The following is a 14,786-nucleotide window of genomic DNA, read 5'->3' as shown; positions in this document are numbered from 1 at the left end:
TTGCTTATTATGAAATTTCGACGTTTGCTAAAAAGTTACCTCCCCAGGCTGGGTGCCAGATGGCAAAAGAATCGCGAATGTTTGATGCGATGATGCTAAACGTAGGATGATCAAAAATCACATCTTCGTTATTCAGGTTTTCATCAAGCGCCAGCGAAATTGCAATCTTATAGTTTCCGGGCACGATGTTTCCGGTCGGGATTTTGATACTGAGATGATTTAAACCGGTGAGCAGGTATTTGCGACCGGTAATTAAGGTAGTACCTACTTTATTTTCAAAATAATCAGAGATAGTAATACCAATAATGTACCGGTCAAGGTTCTGATTGGTAACCACCTCACATTTCAAAATTAGTTCTTCGCCAAAGCGTACGTTACGCCTCAGCGTTTCAACGCTGTTAAAGTATATAGCTTTAGTTTTATGCGGGGCAAATACCGGTTTGTTTTCTGTGTTATCCTTTGCATACTGCTCGGCTACGTCGTCAATATCTCCCTGCATTACGATTTTACCTTTTTTGAGGTAAATGCCGCTTGTACAAAAAGAACTTACCGCCTCAAGGTTATGGCTTACAAACAGTACCGTACGGCCATCTGCACGGCTAATCTCGTCCATTTTAGCAATACACTTTTTTTGGAACTGCGCGTCACCCACGGCTAGTACTTCATCAATAATCAGTATTTCTGGCTCCAGATGTGCAGCTACTGCAAAGGCCAGGCGCATATACATACCACTACTGTAACGCTTTACAGGTGTATCTAAAAACTGTTCTATCTCGGCAAAATCGACAATTTCATCAAACTTCTTCTTAATTTCAGACCGCTTCATGCCTAAAATCACCCCGTTTAAAAACACATTTTCGCGACCGGTTAGTTCCGGATGAAAGCCTGTACCTACCTCCAGCAAACTTACCACACGGCCATTCACTTCAATTTGGCCAGAGGTGGGTTCGGTTATCTTACTGATAATTTTAAGCAGCGTGCTTTTACCGGCACCGTTACCACCTAAAATGCCCATGCGGCTACCCCGCTCCACATCAAAACTCAAATCCTGAAGTGCCCAAAACTTTTCTGCTTGCACAGCTGGACTTTCTCCGTTAGATTTTGGGTTGAAAAAACCGCTTACTTTTTTGGTGATCACCTCGCGCAACGATGAAGACGCAGCCGATTCATTATTATGCTGGATAATATATGCCTTTGAGAGATCAGTAACTTTTATAGCAGATTGACTCATTAGAATTAGTTTTTATTTAAATTTCATCCACAAAAGTCTTCTCCATTTTTCTGAAGAATCTGACACCGCTCCATAACAACACGAGCGATACCAGCAATGACACCATAGCCCCCGGCCAGTAAACGCTGTCTCCCAATAGTGTCCATCTAAAGCCATCAATAACGCCCACCATAGGGTTTAGGTAGTAAAACAGGTGCCACTTTTCGCCCAGGTTTTTACTGCTAAAGGCCACTGGTGTGATGTAAATACCAACTTGTAAGGCAAACGGAATAAGGTGTCTGAAATCGCGAAATTTTACATTGAGGGCAGTGAGGTATACACTCGCTCCCATGGTAGCCAGTAACATAAACACCACTGATACCGGAAACAGTACTATCTGCCAGCCGGGCACGTGCTGGTACCATACCATAAACCCTACTATGATGACTACTGATATCAGGAAATCAATAAGGCTCGTAAACAGTGTACTTGCCGGGATGATTAGGCGTGGGAAGTAAATTTTTGAAATTAATCCGGCGTTGTTGATTACGCTATTAGAACCATCGGCTACCGCTGTTGAAAAGAACTGCCAGGGCAACATTCCGGCGGCTACCATTAATGCATAGGGCGCTACCGAAGGATTGTTAATATGCGCTATGCGATTGAAAACAAAGTTAAATATGAGTATAGTAATCAGAGGCCGGATGATGCTCCAGGACGCACCGATGACGGTTTGCTTATAACGTATTTTGATATCGCGCCAGCTAAACATATACACCAGCTCTCGTTGCAACCAAAGGTCTTTCCAATAAGTATCTGTCATCTTATGATTCGTTTAATTACATTTCTAACCCGGTATAATTGGTACATGCACCGCTGCCTCCATTGCTCACCAATTAAACCTATTAAGTTTTGTACTGACTGATTTTGATATTGCTGGCAAACCATATACTGCGGATATAACGAGCGGTAAGCATTAAATATGTATTTCTGGTGCTTAGTGTACACGTAATCGTAAACCTTGTCTATGTTGTTAGGTACATTTTTAGTTGATAACAAAGACTTGTTGTTGATACGGTAATCATACAGCACATCATCAACAAACCTAAATTTCATGCCTGCCGCTCCTGCTCTTATCCAAAATTCCCAATCCTCAAAACCAATGAGCACCCTGCTTTCATCAAACCCCCCAAGCTGTTCCCAAACACTGCGCTTCATGGCGGTACACATATCAATATGATTGGTATACAGCATGCTGTTCATATCAAAATGTCCGGTTTTAAATCTGATCTCGTTTGAATCCCCGAAAAAGTGCGGATTACCATGAACAATATCTGCGCTGTCGCTCTTTAAAAACCGGACCGCAGTTTGCATAAACTTGCCCCTTATCTTATTATCAGCATCCAAAAACAACAAACACTTACCTGATGAGTTGCGAATGCCTGTATTACGTGCGGCCGCCGGTCCCTGGTTTTTTTGGTCAATAATTTTAAGATGCTCTTTAGTGTTAAGCGCATTCAAAATCATGAGGGTGTATTTATCGGTTGAGCCGTCGTTAACCAGGATAATTTCATAATTTATCTTATCTAAGCTATCAGACGCATAAACACTCTCTACCGCCTCCAGCAAGTAGTTGCCCGGATTATAAACAGGTATAATTACTGAAACATCCATCTTAATTTGCTTTTGGTTCGCTTAAACAACATTAGCGGCACATAGTAGCCGTACCACCAGGCGGCAGTTTTGTAGCGGTTAGCCAGCTCGCGCTTATTGGCAAAGTGATTTAAATATTCAGGATGCTGCATCCAGTTTCCGCTTGCGCCGCCCAAATCAAAACGGGCAACGATGCGGTTAATATAAACAGGCTTGATGCTATCATCAAAAATCTTGAGGTTAAAATCCCAATCAGCACATAACTTAAATTTTAAGTCGTACAGCGAATGCTGAAACAGCGATTTATGATAAAATATGGACTGATGGCAAATGCAGCGGTCCATTAACTGCACATAGGTATAATTGCTGTAACGCTCTAAAGTATTTGTTGAGGTAAGCACATCGCCGTATATAAATCGGCTCTCGGGACGTTTTTGTATTGTTTTGTATATTTTAGATAAGATGGTATCGGCATATAACTCATCATCACTGCCTAAAAAATAAAACCACTGCCCTTTAGCCAATTTGATTCCTTTATTCATGGCATCATACGTGCCTTCATCGGGTTCAGAAATTATACGAAGGTTTGCTACCTGCTGGTATTTACGTGCTACGGCAACGGTATCGTCGGCAGAGGCACCATCTACCACGAGAATCTCGTAAGCGTCAAAATCTTGCTTAATGATACTTTGCAGGCAACGGTCCATGGTGGCACTGCTATTGTAAGTAGGGATGATGATCGAAAAAAAACTCATTTTATAACTTGTATCCAAATTTTTCGATAAAGGGCTTCCAAAACGGCAGATTATAACGCCACCATGCATGGCACCCTGTGGGCAATTGATGATTGTTTAATTCAAATAAGGCTTCGGGCTTAACCTCGAAACTAAATTGCATAGCCTCTTTGATAGGCGCCAGTTTAAAGCCTGGCGTGCGCCTGGCAATCAGCTCGGCAATAACCCAATCTTCGTTAAGCAAATCCGCATCTTGTAGGTATATGTTTTCGATAGGCAGAAGCGCGCCGAGCAAGAATCGCAGTTTAAGCCACTTATTTTTGTAATAATTTGGGGGCTTGGTAGGGTCGTTATATTCGGCTGTTTTAATACCCCTCCGCATAGCTGCAACACTTCTTAATGAAAACCCGGAATTACCTACACCCATCAAATTATCGCTAACACACTCGGCAAACCCTTCAAACCAGGGTGCGCCTATATAATCGTAACCTTTGTTGCACCAAAGCTGCAAGTCGTTTTTAAAAGCAAAGGCATCAAGTTCATAAGTCATCAGGTACTTATAATTGGCAAATAACTTATAGAAATACTGACTTAACTTAAGCTTATTATAATTGAGCAAACTGTTTTGGCAACCGGCAGGCAGATACTTTACATTAATTGCAGGTATAATTTCATGGTAGGCTTTCAGGTTTAAACCTTCGGGAGCTATAATATAAATCGGAAATTTATGAAACATACGATACGCCTGCTCAAACGAAATCAGCTCATAGTAGGTAGGCTCCGGCTTATGAACAGGAATGATGATAACACAGTTGTAGGCCGTCATCAGATTAGCTGTTAAATTCATAATCGGATGAACGAAATATTCCCAAAAGTTTAGCATGGCCAAAGTTCCAGCTGGCCGAAAGCAATTTTTTAAAAACCTTAATCTTGTTTTTAAAAGTAATTTTATCTACCCGCCTAAGCCAGTGATAGCTTATACGTAAAAATGTATAAACCGGAAAGTCAACCAGGCTAAAATTGATATTGCCGATTACATCAACGCCTTCAGTAACCCATAGGCCATTTACTTTAGCAGGTCGGGAAACGTTACCTGCATGGTCCCTGAAATAGTTTAATGTGCTATCTTCATAAGCTATATTGGCATAATGCAGTATGCGGGTATAAAATATCAGATCGCCGGATGCCTTATATTTGCCCAAGCCGACCACCGCGCTCAAGGCGTAGTTTCTTTTCAATAAACATGCACTTACATTGGGTAGACAGTATCCGGAGCTTAGGGTATCTTTAATTTCGGATGGACCGAACGAAAACTTTTTGTGGTTGTACGAATAATATACAACCTCGTTATTTTCGTCAACAATCTGGGATCGGCAAAAAGCAATGCCTACATTAGGATAATGGTGTATTAGCCCAGCCATCTTCTCTAAAAAAGTGAGGTCTGCGTAGTCATCACTTTCAGCAATCCACACCCAAGGGCTTTTGGCAAGTTCCAAGCCTTTTTGCCACTGGTTAAAAGTGCTGCCGCTATTGTTTTCGTTAAATATGATATGACTGATGCGCGGATCGGAACTGTATCGACTTATTATTTGCTGACTATGATCTGGAGAGGCATCATCTAAAATAATTAATTCGCTAATTGGATAGGTTTGGTTTAAAACAGTTTGAATACGTTGCTCTAGGTATGAAGCATGATTGTAACTTGGTATTATTACCGATATTTCTATAAAGTTATTCATATAGTCGTATCTATTTGTAGTGGCTGCCAACGCTGATATTTGTTTTACTGGCAATCACTATAAAGTCTCTTGTGTGTTAGTCGCTTTTAATCACTCTCTTATTTTTTAAAATGCAACTGCATTAAATTAAACTTATAAGAAAACATCAATATAAATTTGTTATCCATAAGCACAACTTGCAGTTGCATGAAGCAGTTATCATAGGTCTAAAAAAACATGATAACTACGGTCAATCATCTGCTGTCTTGCCCTTGAACTAAATGTACTCTTCAAATAGGTTTTAGTTGTCTTTTTTACGCCAACATGTACTTTAGCAAGCTAAACCTTCACTTTATGAGGGTTAATTATTTTATAGTTAATATTTACAATTTCTTTTTCGTTAATAAATAAGACAAACTGAGTTGATTTTGACAGAATTACAGTTCGGTTAAAAAATTTAAGCCGTTGTTTTAATCACTTTCAAGAAGTAGAGTTACCTTTCAAATCAACACAGAAGGGGTTTTGGATATATAGTTTTATGTGAGCCTTACATTGATCAAACTTGAAGTTTTCACAGGCAATTAAGCTATACTTTGAAAGGTAATGTGACCACGTATTTAGGAGGTAGCTTAGCAAAGTCGGGCTTTGGCAAACGACGTGTAGGTACTATCAGACACATGGAAAGAAATATGGGATAACTCATTGCCCACAGTAATGAAAATCGACATAGAAAAATAATATGCCAACAGTGGCAGAAGAAGTGGAATAAAAAAAGCTACCCCTCTAAACAGGTAAATGTATCTGTACGTGTTAGAGGAGTAGCCTTTAATGTTAGTTAAAGTTGTTACTTAAACGCTCTTTTTCCATTTAATACCGCAGCCTACCGCTTTGGTGCTTTTTATTCGTGGTTGTTTCCCTGTCAGTAATGCATTAACGGTTTTTTACGTATTTTACCTTTGCGGGATTCGCGTTTTTGGTATCGTTACAATAGCGCCAATGTATTTTACCACACTGCCTGCCGGTGTTTTTTTTGCAGCACATAAGCATGCGGGGTAGCTTTAGCACCATAAGCACGGGAAATATCTTGTGTTTTTTCAATCAAATACGAAATGTGCAGCCTTTTTGCTCGTGGAATTTCTACATGTTTTCAAAAGAGTCGGCTGGCTTTGGCTACCGGGTCGTTCGGACTGATAGCAATCGCCGGATAGCCTTTAGCAGCGTATTCTTTATCTAAAGCCATAGTCCGGCTTTTGTAAGCTTTGGCATACGGGCAGTGGTTGCAGGTAAATACCACAATGTGTCCTTTTGCGGTCTAATAATCGGCCAGTGATACGGTTTTTACCGTTTACGTTTTTCAGTTTAAATCTGTGGCTGTGTTGCCCACCTTGTAACCTGAATCGGCCGGTTTAAAGGCTTTGCCAGCAACGGCAATCATGAATATTGAAACGAGTTTTTTTATGGTAATTTTATCTGTTGGATTGATAATGTGTGTTCAATTCATCATATGTAAATTCGCGCTCCTGAAATATATGAATGCCCTTTTTTTTGCGTTCACAATCAATGTACCGGGTAACGCGCCGCTCCACACCTTGTCAACGCTATCAATCATTTCCTTATCGCTTTCGCGTACAGCCATGTACACTTCGCATTTTAACTGGCGCTTAGCAGCGAAAGCTTCTACTGCTTGACACTTGGATTCAAAATCCATACTTACCAGCAATACTTTAAGCTGTTTGTTGTGATAAGTGATTTGCAGTTTTTCAAATAATGGTAACTCGGCTACGCAAGGCGCACACTAGGTTGCCAAAAGTTAACCACATAAACCGTATCGGTATCATTGAGACGTTTTTGCAGCTGCAACGAGCTCATTCTTTTCACCTGTGCAGTGCCGCTTAGGCTATATAGTAAAAAGGCCAGTGCTGGTACAACTATTTTTTCAAACATGATTATACGTTAAATAATAATGTTTACTCTATTTGAGCTATGCTATTAACATTGATGACGGAGCCTGCGCGCGAAAAGTATTTATAGATCGAAGGATCACGCAGTTTTACAATCAACACCCCCTTGCGTGTACTGGCGTGCACTAAATATCCGTTTTGCAGGTAAACGCCTACGTGGCTAAACTTTTTGCCGTCAAAATCAAAAAAAACCAAGTCGCCCTCTTGCAGTTCATCCTCATACTTGCGTTTAATAGCGTTTACTTGTTTGCCGGTATTGCGCGGCAGATTAATGCCATACACCTGCTGCTGCAGCAAAAGGGTAAAACCAGAACAGTCTACCCCATCGTGATCTAAACCTCCAAATTTGTAAGGCGTGCCATACCACTGATCGATAAAATTATACAGCCGGCCGTTGGTGATATCGCGGCTGTCTATTTGTAATAATTCGGCATATTTATCGGCAATAAAGCCCTGCGGCTTAACAACCTCGCCCGGCGACCCCTTGAGCACTGCTCTTTTAGACTTACACGAAGCCACCAAGGCGCATAGCACAATCAACAACCAAATCAACCGGGGGACGGATTTAAACATCATTTAGTTAAAGGTAACAGGTTTACCAGCATCAGGCAATAGTAAGACATCATTTAATAACAACACCGGCACATTAAAACAATTAATACGAAAAAGGCCGGATTGCGTTGCAAACCGGCCCTCATCTAAATTTTGAAATACCTTACTTAACCGAAAATTTATAAATGGTAGTGGTTTTATAAGTCTGTCCGGGCTTAAGTTCTGTGCTCGGGAACGACGGCTTGTTAGGCGAATCGGGAAAATGCTGGGTTTCTAAAGCCAGTGCAGTACGGTTATCGTCCTTAATATCGCCTTTAAATTTAAAGGCGCCTTTCATAAAATTGCCACTGTAAAACTGTATACCAGGCTCATCGGTAAACACTTCCATTACAATACCGCTTTTGTCGCCTTGCAGTGTAGCAATAGGAGTTTGCAGCGTGTGCTTGTTTAATACAAAGTTATGGTCGTAACCTTTACCAAACTTAAGCTGCTCGTCGCCCTCGTTGATACGTGAACCTATCTCTGTAGATTTTCTAAAATCAAACGGTGTGTTTTCTACAGCAGCAAGCTTGCCGGTAGGAATCAATGTATTGTCAACAGGGGTAATCTGGTCGGCATCTAATTGCAGTTTGTGTTGCAGAATAGAACCGCTGCCGTTACCATTTAAATTATAATAAGTGTGGCTGGTTAAGTTTACTACGGTTGGCTTATCCGTAGTAGCGTTATAAGCAATCTCAACCGAGTTGTCATCAGTTAATTTATAAGTAACGGTGGTTTTTAACATACCTGGGAAACCTTGTTCGCCATCAGCCGAAGTATATGACAGCTCAAGTGTATGATCATCAACAGGTTTTACATCCCATACTTTCACATCAAACCCTTCTTTACCGCCATGCAATGTGTTAGGGCCGTCATTAGCCGGCAACTTGTATTCTTTACCTTCTAAAGTAAACTTGGCGTTGCCGATGCGGTTACCGTAACGGCCAATTAAAGCACCGTAATAGTTACCTTTGGCGTCTTCAAAATTTTCAACGCTGCCTGGTCCGGCAATTACATCTACCATCTTGCCGTTTTTATCGGGTACCAACAGGCTTACCATACGGCCACCATAATTGGTTATAGCAAGTTGTACGCCTTTGCTATTTTTTAATGTATATAGTTTAGTTTGTTTGCCATCAACGGTTTTCTCAAATTTAGAAGCCGCCGGGAGTTGCCCGGTTGCCGTAGTACTGTCTGTCATATTAGTGGATTGTTTGTTGGATGATTGGTTGCAGGCGGTAACCGAAAATAGGCCGGCTGCCAGCATTGCTGCAAAAAAAGTTTTGCTCTTCAGGTTAATCATAACGGTTTATTGGTTTAATGTTTACAACCAGCTGCAACAGTGTGTTTTAACTTTTGGTACAAGCCGCAGTCAGTCGGGCCTAAAATGTGTAAAAAAAACATCATTCACAATAAATGTTTAATGCACATTTATTAAAACGTGCTTCAAGCTTTTGTCACTTTCTCAACGTTAGAGCAAATTGTTTTAGAATAGGTAAGTTTGCACCAAACCAGCAACAGCTTTTGGTGTTGATGTTGCAACTTGCATAAGCGCATTGTTTTTACATACGATTTACAAACTACCTGCTTAAGTTTATACACAAATGGCGGTTACTAAAAAATATGCTGTAATTTTACAGGCTTATTAATGGATACTCAAAACAGCACAACAGCACCGGCAGCTACGGCAGGCCCATCTATTGGTAAACGCTTTACACAATTTTTTGTAGACGTATATGATGTTTTCGCCTTTATTGCGCGTTTCTTTAAAGAAGCCTTTGTTCCGCCGTACGAGTTCAGAGAATTGATTAAGCAAACCTGGGAAATAGGCGTACGCTCGTTATTATTAATTACCGTTACCGGCTTTATTGTTGGCTTGATATTTACTAAACAATCGCGCCCGTCATTATTACAATTTGGGGCCACCTCTTGGATACCCTCACTGGTATCAATTGCGCTAATGCGTGCACTGGCCCCTTTGGTTACTGCGTTAATTAGTGCAGGGCGTGTTGGTTCGAGTATTGGTGCCGAGATTGGCTCCATGCGGGTAACAGAGCAAATAGACGCTATGGAAGTGTCGGGCACTCACCCTTTTAAATACCTCGTTTGTATACGCACCCTGGCTACTACTATCAGTATTCCAATCTTGGCTATATACAACGGCTTAATAGCTATGTTGGGCGGTTATCTTAACGTAGCAGTTAACGAAGGCACCAGCTTCAGCACTTATATACAGCAGTTTTTTCAACCTTTAGGATTTATCGATTTTGAATCCTCGCTTATTAAGTCCACTATTTTTGGCTTTACTATTGGTATAGTAGGCAGCTACAAAGGTTGGAACTCATCAAGTGGTACGGCGGGTGTTGGTAAAGCAGCTAACTCTGCAGTAGTAACGGCTATGTTTCTGGTATTTATTGAGGAAGTAATTATTGTACAAATAACCGGCTGGTTCCGTTAAACGAGATATTGATATGGAAAAACAACCACAATCCATAGATTATAACGAGAAGGTAATCAGCATCAAGGGCCTTACCAAATCTTTCGGCGACTACCACGTATTGCGCGGCATCGACCTGGATTTGTTTCGCAAGGAAAACCTGGTAGTACTGGGCCGCTCTGGTACGGGCAAATCGGTGCTTATCAAAATCATATCAGGTTTGCTTAAAGCCGATTCCGGCACCGTAAATGTATTGGGCAATGAAGTAACTACCATTACACCGCAGGATTTGCAGCAATTGCGTACCCGTATTGGCTTCTCGTTTCAGAATAGTGCCTTGTACGATAGTATGACGGTGCGTAAGAACCTGGAGTTTCCGCTGGTGCGTAATCAAAAATCGCTGAGGCGAAAAGAGATTAATGAGATGGTTGAGCGTGTACTGGAGGCTGTAGGCCTAGGCCAGACTATTAACCAGATGCCTTCTGAGCTATCTGGCGGTCAGCGTAAGCGTATCGGTATTGCCCGTACACTCATTTTACGCCCGGAGATTATGCTGTATGATGAGCCAACAGCCGGACTGGACCCCATCACATCGATGGAAATAAACAACTTAATTAACCGCGTACAGGAACGCTTTAATACATCATCAATTATTATAACTCACGACTTGACCTGTGCTAAAACCACCGGCGACCGGGTAGCTATGCTGCTCGACGGTCAGTTCCAGCGTCAGGGCACTTTTGACGAAGTGTTTGAAGGTGACGATGTAAGAGTTAAACAATTTTACGACTATAATTTCATCAACTAAGATAATGGATCTTAAAGAAAATAAAACCGCTTTTTGGGTAGGCCTTTTCATCGCCGTAGGCTTGCTGATATTTGTGATTGCAATATTTACGCTGGGTAACCAGCAAAAAAGCTTTTCGAAAGGTGTGCATTTGCAAGCCCGTTTTGACAACGTATCAGGTTTGATAAAAGGTAACAACGTTTGGTTTTCGGGCGTTAAGGTAGGCACAATTAAAGGCATTAAATTTACCGGCATTAATCAGGTAGACGTTGAATTTAATGTAGACCAGGCTATCCAGCAATACATTCATAAGGATGCTGTTGCCAGCATTGGTTCTGAAGGCTTTATTGGTAATAAAATCATTACCATTGAAGGCGGTAACCCTGCATCGCCGGTAGTTCAGGACGGTGATATGTTAAACTCTAAAGGCATGTTGTCTACTGATGACATCATGAAAACCTTCCAAAAAAACAACCAAAACTTATTGGATATTACTTCTGATTTCAAAACGCTGAGCAAAAAAATGGTTGAGGGCAAAGGTCTAGCTGGCACGTTATTGGCCGACTCTAATCTGGCATTGCAGTTTAAAGCTGTAGTGCAGAACCTGCAGAACACTACTGCACGTACTTCGGCTATGGCAGATGAATTAAAAACCTTTAGCACTAAAATTAACACCAAAGGCGGCCTTGCAGACAAGATGCTGACTGACACAGCCGTGTTTGCGAAATTGCAGCAATCAGCTAATCAGTTACAACAAGCAACTGAAAAAGCCGGCATTTTGACAGATAACATGAACAGGGCCAGCGGTAAATTAAATACTACCGACAACGCGTTAGGAGTGCTTTTAAATGATCAAAATAGCGCATTACAATTAAAAAGTACATTAAATTATTTAAATCAAAGTTCAATAAAATTGAATGATGACCTCGAAGCAGTGCAACATAATTTCCTGCTGCGAGGATTTTTTAAGAAGCGCGAAAAAGAAGCTCAAAAACCGACCGAAATCAAACAAAATCAATAGCTTCCGTCTTGTCTGTTAAAGGGCAACTTTATAACTTGTTGGTGTAGTATACGTATAAGCAGGAAATTGCTCCTTAGTTAAATACGATTTTACTGCTACAACATGCTAATTGATTTCCCAGGTAAAACAGTACTCATTACCGGCGGCTCCCGCGGCATAGGCAAAGCTTGCGCTCAGTTGTTTGCTTCGCTCAACGCTAACGTTATAATTACTTACGTAAACAACTTAACCGAAGCAGAACAAACACTGGATAACCTGGGCGGAAAAGGTAAGCATTCCGTTTTTCAATTAGACCAAAGTAAACCTACGCATGTAGCACGTTTTTATGAAAAAATGCTGCTTAAGTATTCGCGCCTGGATGTGCTGATTAATAACGCGGGTATTTACCTGGAGCACAAAATCAACGATGTAAGTTACGAAACCTGGCAGCATAACTGGGAAGAAACCATAAACACTAACCTTAACGGTGTAGCCAACCTTTGCTATTTTGCTTCAAGACATATGGGTAAAAAAGGTGGTGGCAAAATAATTAATATCTCGTCGCGGGGCGCTTTCAGAGGCGAGCCGGACCACCCGGCTTATGCCGCCAGCAAAGCAGGCCTGAACGCCATGAGCCAATCATTAGCGGTAAGCTTAGCCCCTCAAAAAGTAAGCGTACATGTAATTGCACCTGGTTTTGTAGAAACTGATATGACTTCCCAAGCTTTAAAAGGAACAAAAGGCGATGCTATTAAAAAGCAAAGCCCATTTAACAGGGTTGCAACAACCGAAGAGGTAGCACGCCTGGCAGCAGTTTATGCCTCTCCTGGCTTTGAGTTTACCTCTTCGGGTATTATTGACATTAATGGCGCATCATACTTACGCACCTAAGTAACGACTATTTAAACCAAATTAACCTTTGGTTAATTACAATAGCTTTATTTTATGATAACACACCATATGGTGTAAGGGCAGCGTCCTGTTTGGAGTTAGTTACTCCGTTGGCAAAGTCATCGCCGTTTACAAACAGCTTTTCGTTATCTATAATGATGCGGTGGCCTCCAACTCTAAAGTCGCCACTGATTTTAAACACGGCTAATGGTTGCTGTGCTTCCACCTCATTTACAATATGGCTAGACAGACCCGAAATATCATCGTCGGTTAGCTGACGTATAAAAAACACTGGCTCCTCATGCCCATCCCTAAATAATCTGATTGAATTTTCGTCGGTTGTTACCTGAACAGGTGAGTTACCTTCAAACTGACCACCATGCCAAACAATAGCCTCATCGCTCGAGGTGGCAATATTCAAATCAATAACCAAGTGGTTATCCGAATGATTATTGTTGTTAGACTTATAGTACGACAATACGGTCAGGAATGGGATGCGAGTATCTGCATCGGCATAACTTACTTTATTTTCAGTACTTAAAAAGATATTAGTTCCAAATATGAATGCAAATTTCATGACGCTTGAATTTTATATCTCAATGAATAAGAGAAACCTCGATTTTGTTTGTGACACCGGTCAATTTAAGCTGCTATTATCAGGCAAAACGCTTGTCAAAAACCGTAGTACGGTATAGGTAGATAACTGCCCTCCCGGACCGTTTAAATGATAGTCGAATCCATGCGTTGCCCACGGCAATTTAAGCCAGTAAAACGGCACCTGGTTTTGAGTAAGTTTATGGCGTAGCCTTTCGCTGTGCCCATAGGCTACCAGCACATCATTAGCGCCATGAATCATGAGCGTAGGCACAGTCTGCCGGTTTACAAACTCAATAGGCGAACTTTCTGCATACTGCTTTGGCACTTTGGGATAAAAACCACCTAAATAATCAGACATCACCCGGCGCGAGTCCATCACCAGTTTTGAGGCTGGCAGGCTATATCCCCAAACCATATCGGCAGGGCCATAAAAATCAATGACACCTTTAATGCCTTGCTGCTTTAAAGTGTAAGCGGCCAGCAAAGCGATCTGTGCCCCTGCCGATCGGCCCAATAAAACAATTTTGGTGGTGTTTATCTGCAAATCTTCAGCATGTTGATGTAAATAAGTCAAAGCTGCAGCCACATCCTGCAATGGCGCCGGGCTTTGCCATTTGGGCGACAAACGATAATTAATGCTTACTACCTGGTAACCGGCCCGGCTCAACACTGTGTTCAATTCCGGCAATTGCCTGCTGTCTCCACTACTCCACGACCCACCATGGATAACCACCACGCAGGGGCGTTTACCTTTTACAGCAGCCCGGTAGTAATCGAGCGTTAAACTGGTATCGGCGTACGAGGCGTAGGTAAATGTTTTAAATTGAGTTTGTTCAGGATCTTGGTGAAACAGCCTGGCAAAACTGAAAGGTGTTGACGAAGATTGGCTTAGCGTATGTTGACTTTTTGGAAAGGCGTGGCTTATATCTCCATCCAAGTTTCTGCCAATTAAATAAGCGCTAACCATGGGATATAAATACAGTGCAATAGCAATCGTGCCTAACACTGTACCCTGCCATGCGTATCGCCCCGGCAAAAAGCCAGCTAAGAGTGCTAATAGCGTAATGCTTATAAATAAAATGCCGTACTCGCCCACCAAAACAGCCAGCAACCATAAATGATAGGTAGGCGCTTTAAAAACGGTAAGTAACGAAGCTAATAGTAGAGTAACTATGATGATTAAACGAAGCATATGTTAAAGCAAATT

The 14,786-nt window shown here is 41.5% G+C and carries 15 protein-coding genes; 4 read left to right on the top strand and 11 right to left on the bottom strand.

The features are described from left to right. Positions 1 to 7: 7 nt before the first annotated feature. From AAGR14_RS08420 to AAGR14_RS08380, 9 genes are all read right to left on the bottom strand, one after another. The gene (locus AAGR14_RS08420) at positions 8 to 1,231 is read right to left on the bottom strand and encodes a polysaccharide ABC transporter ATP-binding protein (protein ID WP_342648144.1); all 1,224 of its coding nucleotides are present in this window, start codon (positions 1,229 to 1,231) and stop codon (positions 8 to 10) included. Between the two features lie 16 nt (positions 1,232 to 1,247). Next, positions 1,248 to 2,033, bottom strand: coding sequence for an ABC transporter permease (locus AAGR14_RS08415; protein WP_342648143.1), 786 nt, complete (start codon positions 2,031 to 2,033; stop codon positions 1,248 to 1,250). Continuing rightward, the gene (locus AAGR14_RS08410; RefSeq protein WP_342648142.1) at positions 2,030 to 2,884 is read right to left on the bottom strand and encodes a glycosyltransferase; all 855 of its coding nucleotides are present in this window, start codon (positions 2,882 to 2,884) and stop codon (positions 2,030 to 2,032) included. The genes AAGR14_RS08415 and AAGR14_RS08410 overlap by 4 nt, the downstream gene beginning before the upstream one ends. Further along, the gene (locus tag AAGR14_RS08405) at positions 2,869 to 3,618 is read right to left on the bottom strand and encodes a glycosyltransferase family 2 protein (protein WP_342648141.1); all 750 of its coding nucleotides are present in this window, start codon (positions 3,616 to 3,618) and stop codon (positions 2,869 to 2,871) included. The genes AAGR14_RS08410 and AAGR14_RS08405 overlap by 16 nt, the downstream gene beginning before the upstream one ends. Before the next feature lies 1 nt (position 3,619). Then, positions 3,620 to 4,423, bottom strand: a complete 804-nt coding sequence (locus AAGR14_RS08400; RefSeq protein ID WP_342648140.1) for a DUF5672 family protein — start codon at positions 4,421 to 4,423, stop codon at positions 3,620 to 3,622. A 4-nt stretch (positions 4,424 to 4,427) separates the two neighbouring features. Then, positions 4,428 to 5,336, bottom strand: a complete 909-nt coding sequence (locus tag AAGR14_RS08395; protein ID WP_342648139.1) for a glycosyltransferase family 2 protein — start codon at positions 5,334 to 5,336, stop codon at positions 4,428 to 4,430. A gap of 1,758 nt (positions 5,337 to 7,094) precedes the next feature. Next, positions 7,095 to 7,259, bottom strand: coding sequence for a hypothetical protein (locus tag AAGR14_RS08390; protein WP_342648138.1), 165 nt, complete (start codon positions 7,257 to 7,259; stop codon positions 7,095 to 7,097). A gap of 23 nt (positions 7,260 to 7,282) precedes the next feature. Then, entirely contained in the window at positions 7,283 to 7,852 is a 570-nt protein-coding gene (locus AAGR14_RS08385) for a C40 family peptidase (protein ID WP_342648137.1), read from the bottom strand. A gap of 139 nt (positions 7,853 to 7,991) precedes the next feature. Next, positions 7,992 to 9,170: an aldose epimerase family protein gene (locus AAGR14_RS08380; protein ID WP_342648136.1), complete on the bottom strand. Its 1,179-nt coding sequence runs from the start codon at positions 9,168 to 9,170 to the stop codon at positions 7,992 to 7,994. Between the two features lie 345 nt (positions 9,171 to 9,515). On the opposite strand from AAGR14_RS08380, the gene AAGR14_RS08375 reads away from it, so the two are divergent. The 4 genes from AAGR14_RS08375 (at position 9,516) to AAGR14_RS08360 (ending at position 12,982) form a co-directional block, all read left to right on the top strand. Next, complete coding sequence (locus AAGR14_RS08375) at positions 9,516 to 10,325, top strand: ABC transporter permease (RefSeq protein WP_342648135.1); 810 nt, start codon at positions 9,516 to 9,518, stop codon at positions 10,323 to 10,325. A 13-nt stretch (positions 10,326 to 10,338) separates the two neighbouring features. Further along, positions 10,339 to 11,112 carry an ATP-binding cassette domain-containing protein gene (locus AAGR14_RS08370; protein ID WP_342648134.1) on the top strand — a complete coding sequence of 258 codons (774 nt, stop codon included), beginning with the start codon at positions 10,339 to 10,341 and terminating at the stop codon, positions 11,110 to 11,112. Between the two features lie 4 nt (positions 11,113 to 11,116). Next, positions 11,117 to 12,112, top strand: coding sequence for an MlaD family protein (locus AAGR14_RS08365; protein WP_342648133.1), 996 nt, complete (start codon positions 11,117 to 11,119; stop codon positions 12,110 to 12,112). 102 nt (positions 12,113 to 12,214) lie between these two features. Then, positions 12,215 to 12,982, top strand: coding sequence for an SDR family oxidoreductase (locus AAGR14_RS08360; protein WP_342648132.1), 768 nt, complete (start codon positions 12,215 to 12,217; stop codon positions 12,980 to 12,982). Positions 12,983 to 13,034: 52 nt separating this feature from the next. Here AAGR14_RS08360 and AAGR14_RS08355 read toward each other — a convergent pair whose 3' ends face one another. Together AAGR14_RS08355 and AAGR14_RS08350 are read right to left on the bottom strand one after the other, a co-directional pair. Continuing rightward, the gene (locus tag AAGR14_RS08355; RefSeq protein WP_342648131.1) at positions 13,035 to 13,559 is read right to left on the bottom strand and encodes a hypothetical protein; all 525 of its coding nucleotides are present in this window, start codon (positions 13,557 to 13,559) and stop codon (positions 13,035 to 13,037) included. Between the two features lie 60 nt (positions 13,560 to 13,619). After that, entirely contained in the window at positions 13,620 to 14,771 is a 1,152-nt protein-coding gene (locus tag AAGR14_RS08350; protein WP_342648130.1) for an alpha/beta hydrolase, read from the bottom strand. Positions 14,772 to 14,786: the final 15 nt, after the last annotated feature.

Origin of the sequence: Mucilaginibacter sp. CSA2-8R (assembly GCF_038806765.1) — a bacterium.
In the GTDB taxonomy this organism is placed as follows: Bacteria; Bacteroidota; Bacteroidia; order Sphingobacteriales; family Sphingobacteriaceae; genus Mucilaginibacter.
The sequence above is the reverse complement of the archived record's forward strand: the minus strand, read 5'-3'. Positions and strand labels throughout refer to the sequence as shown.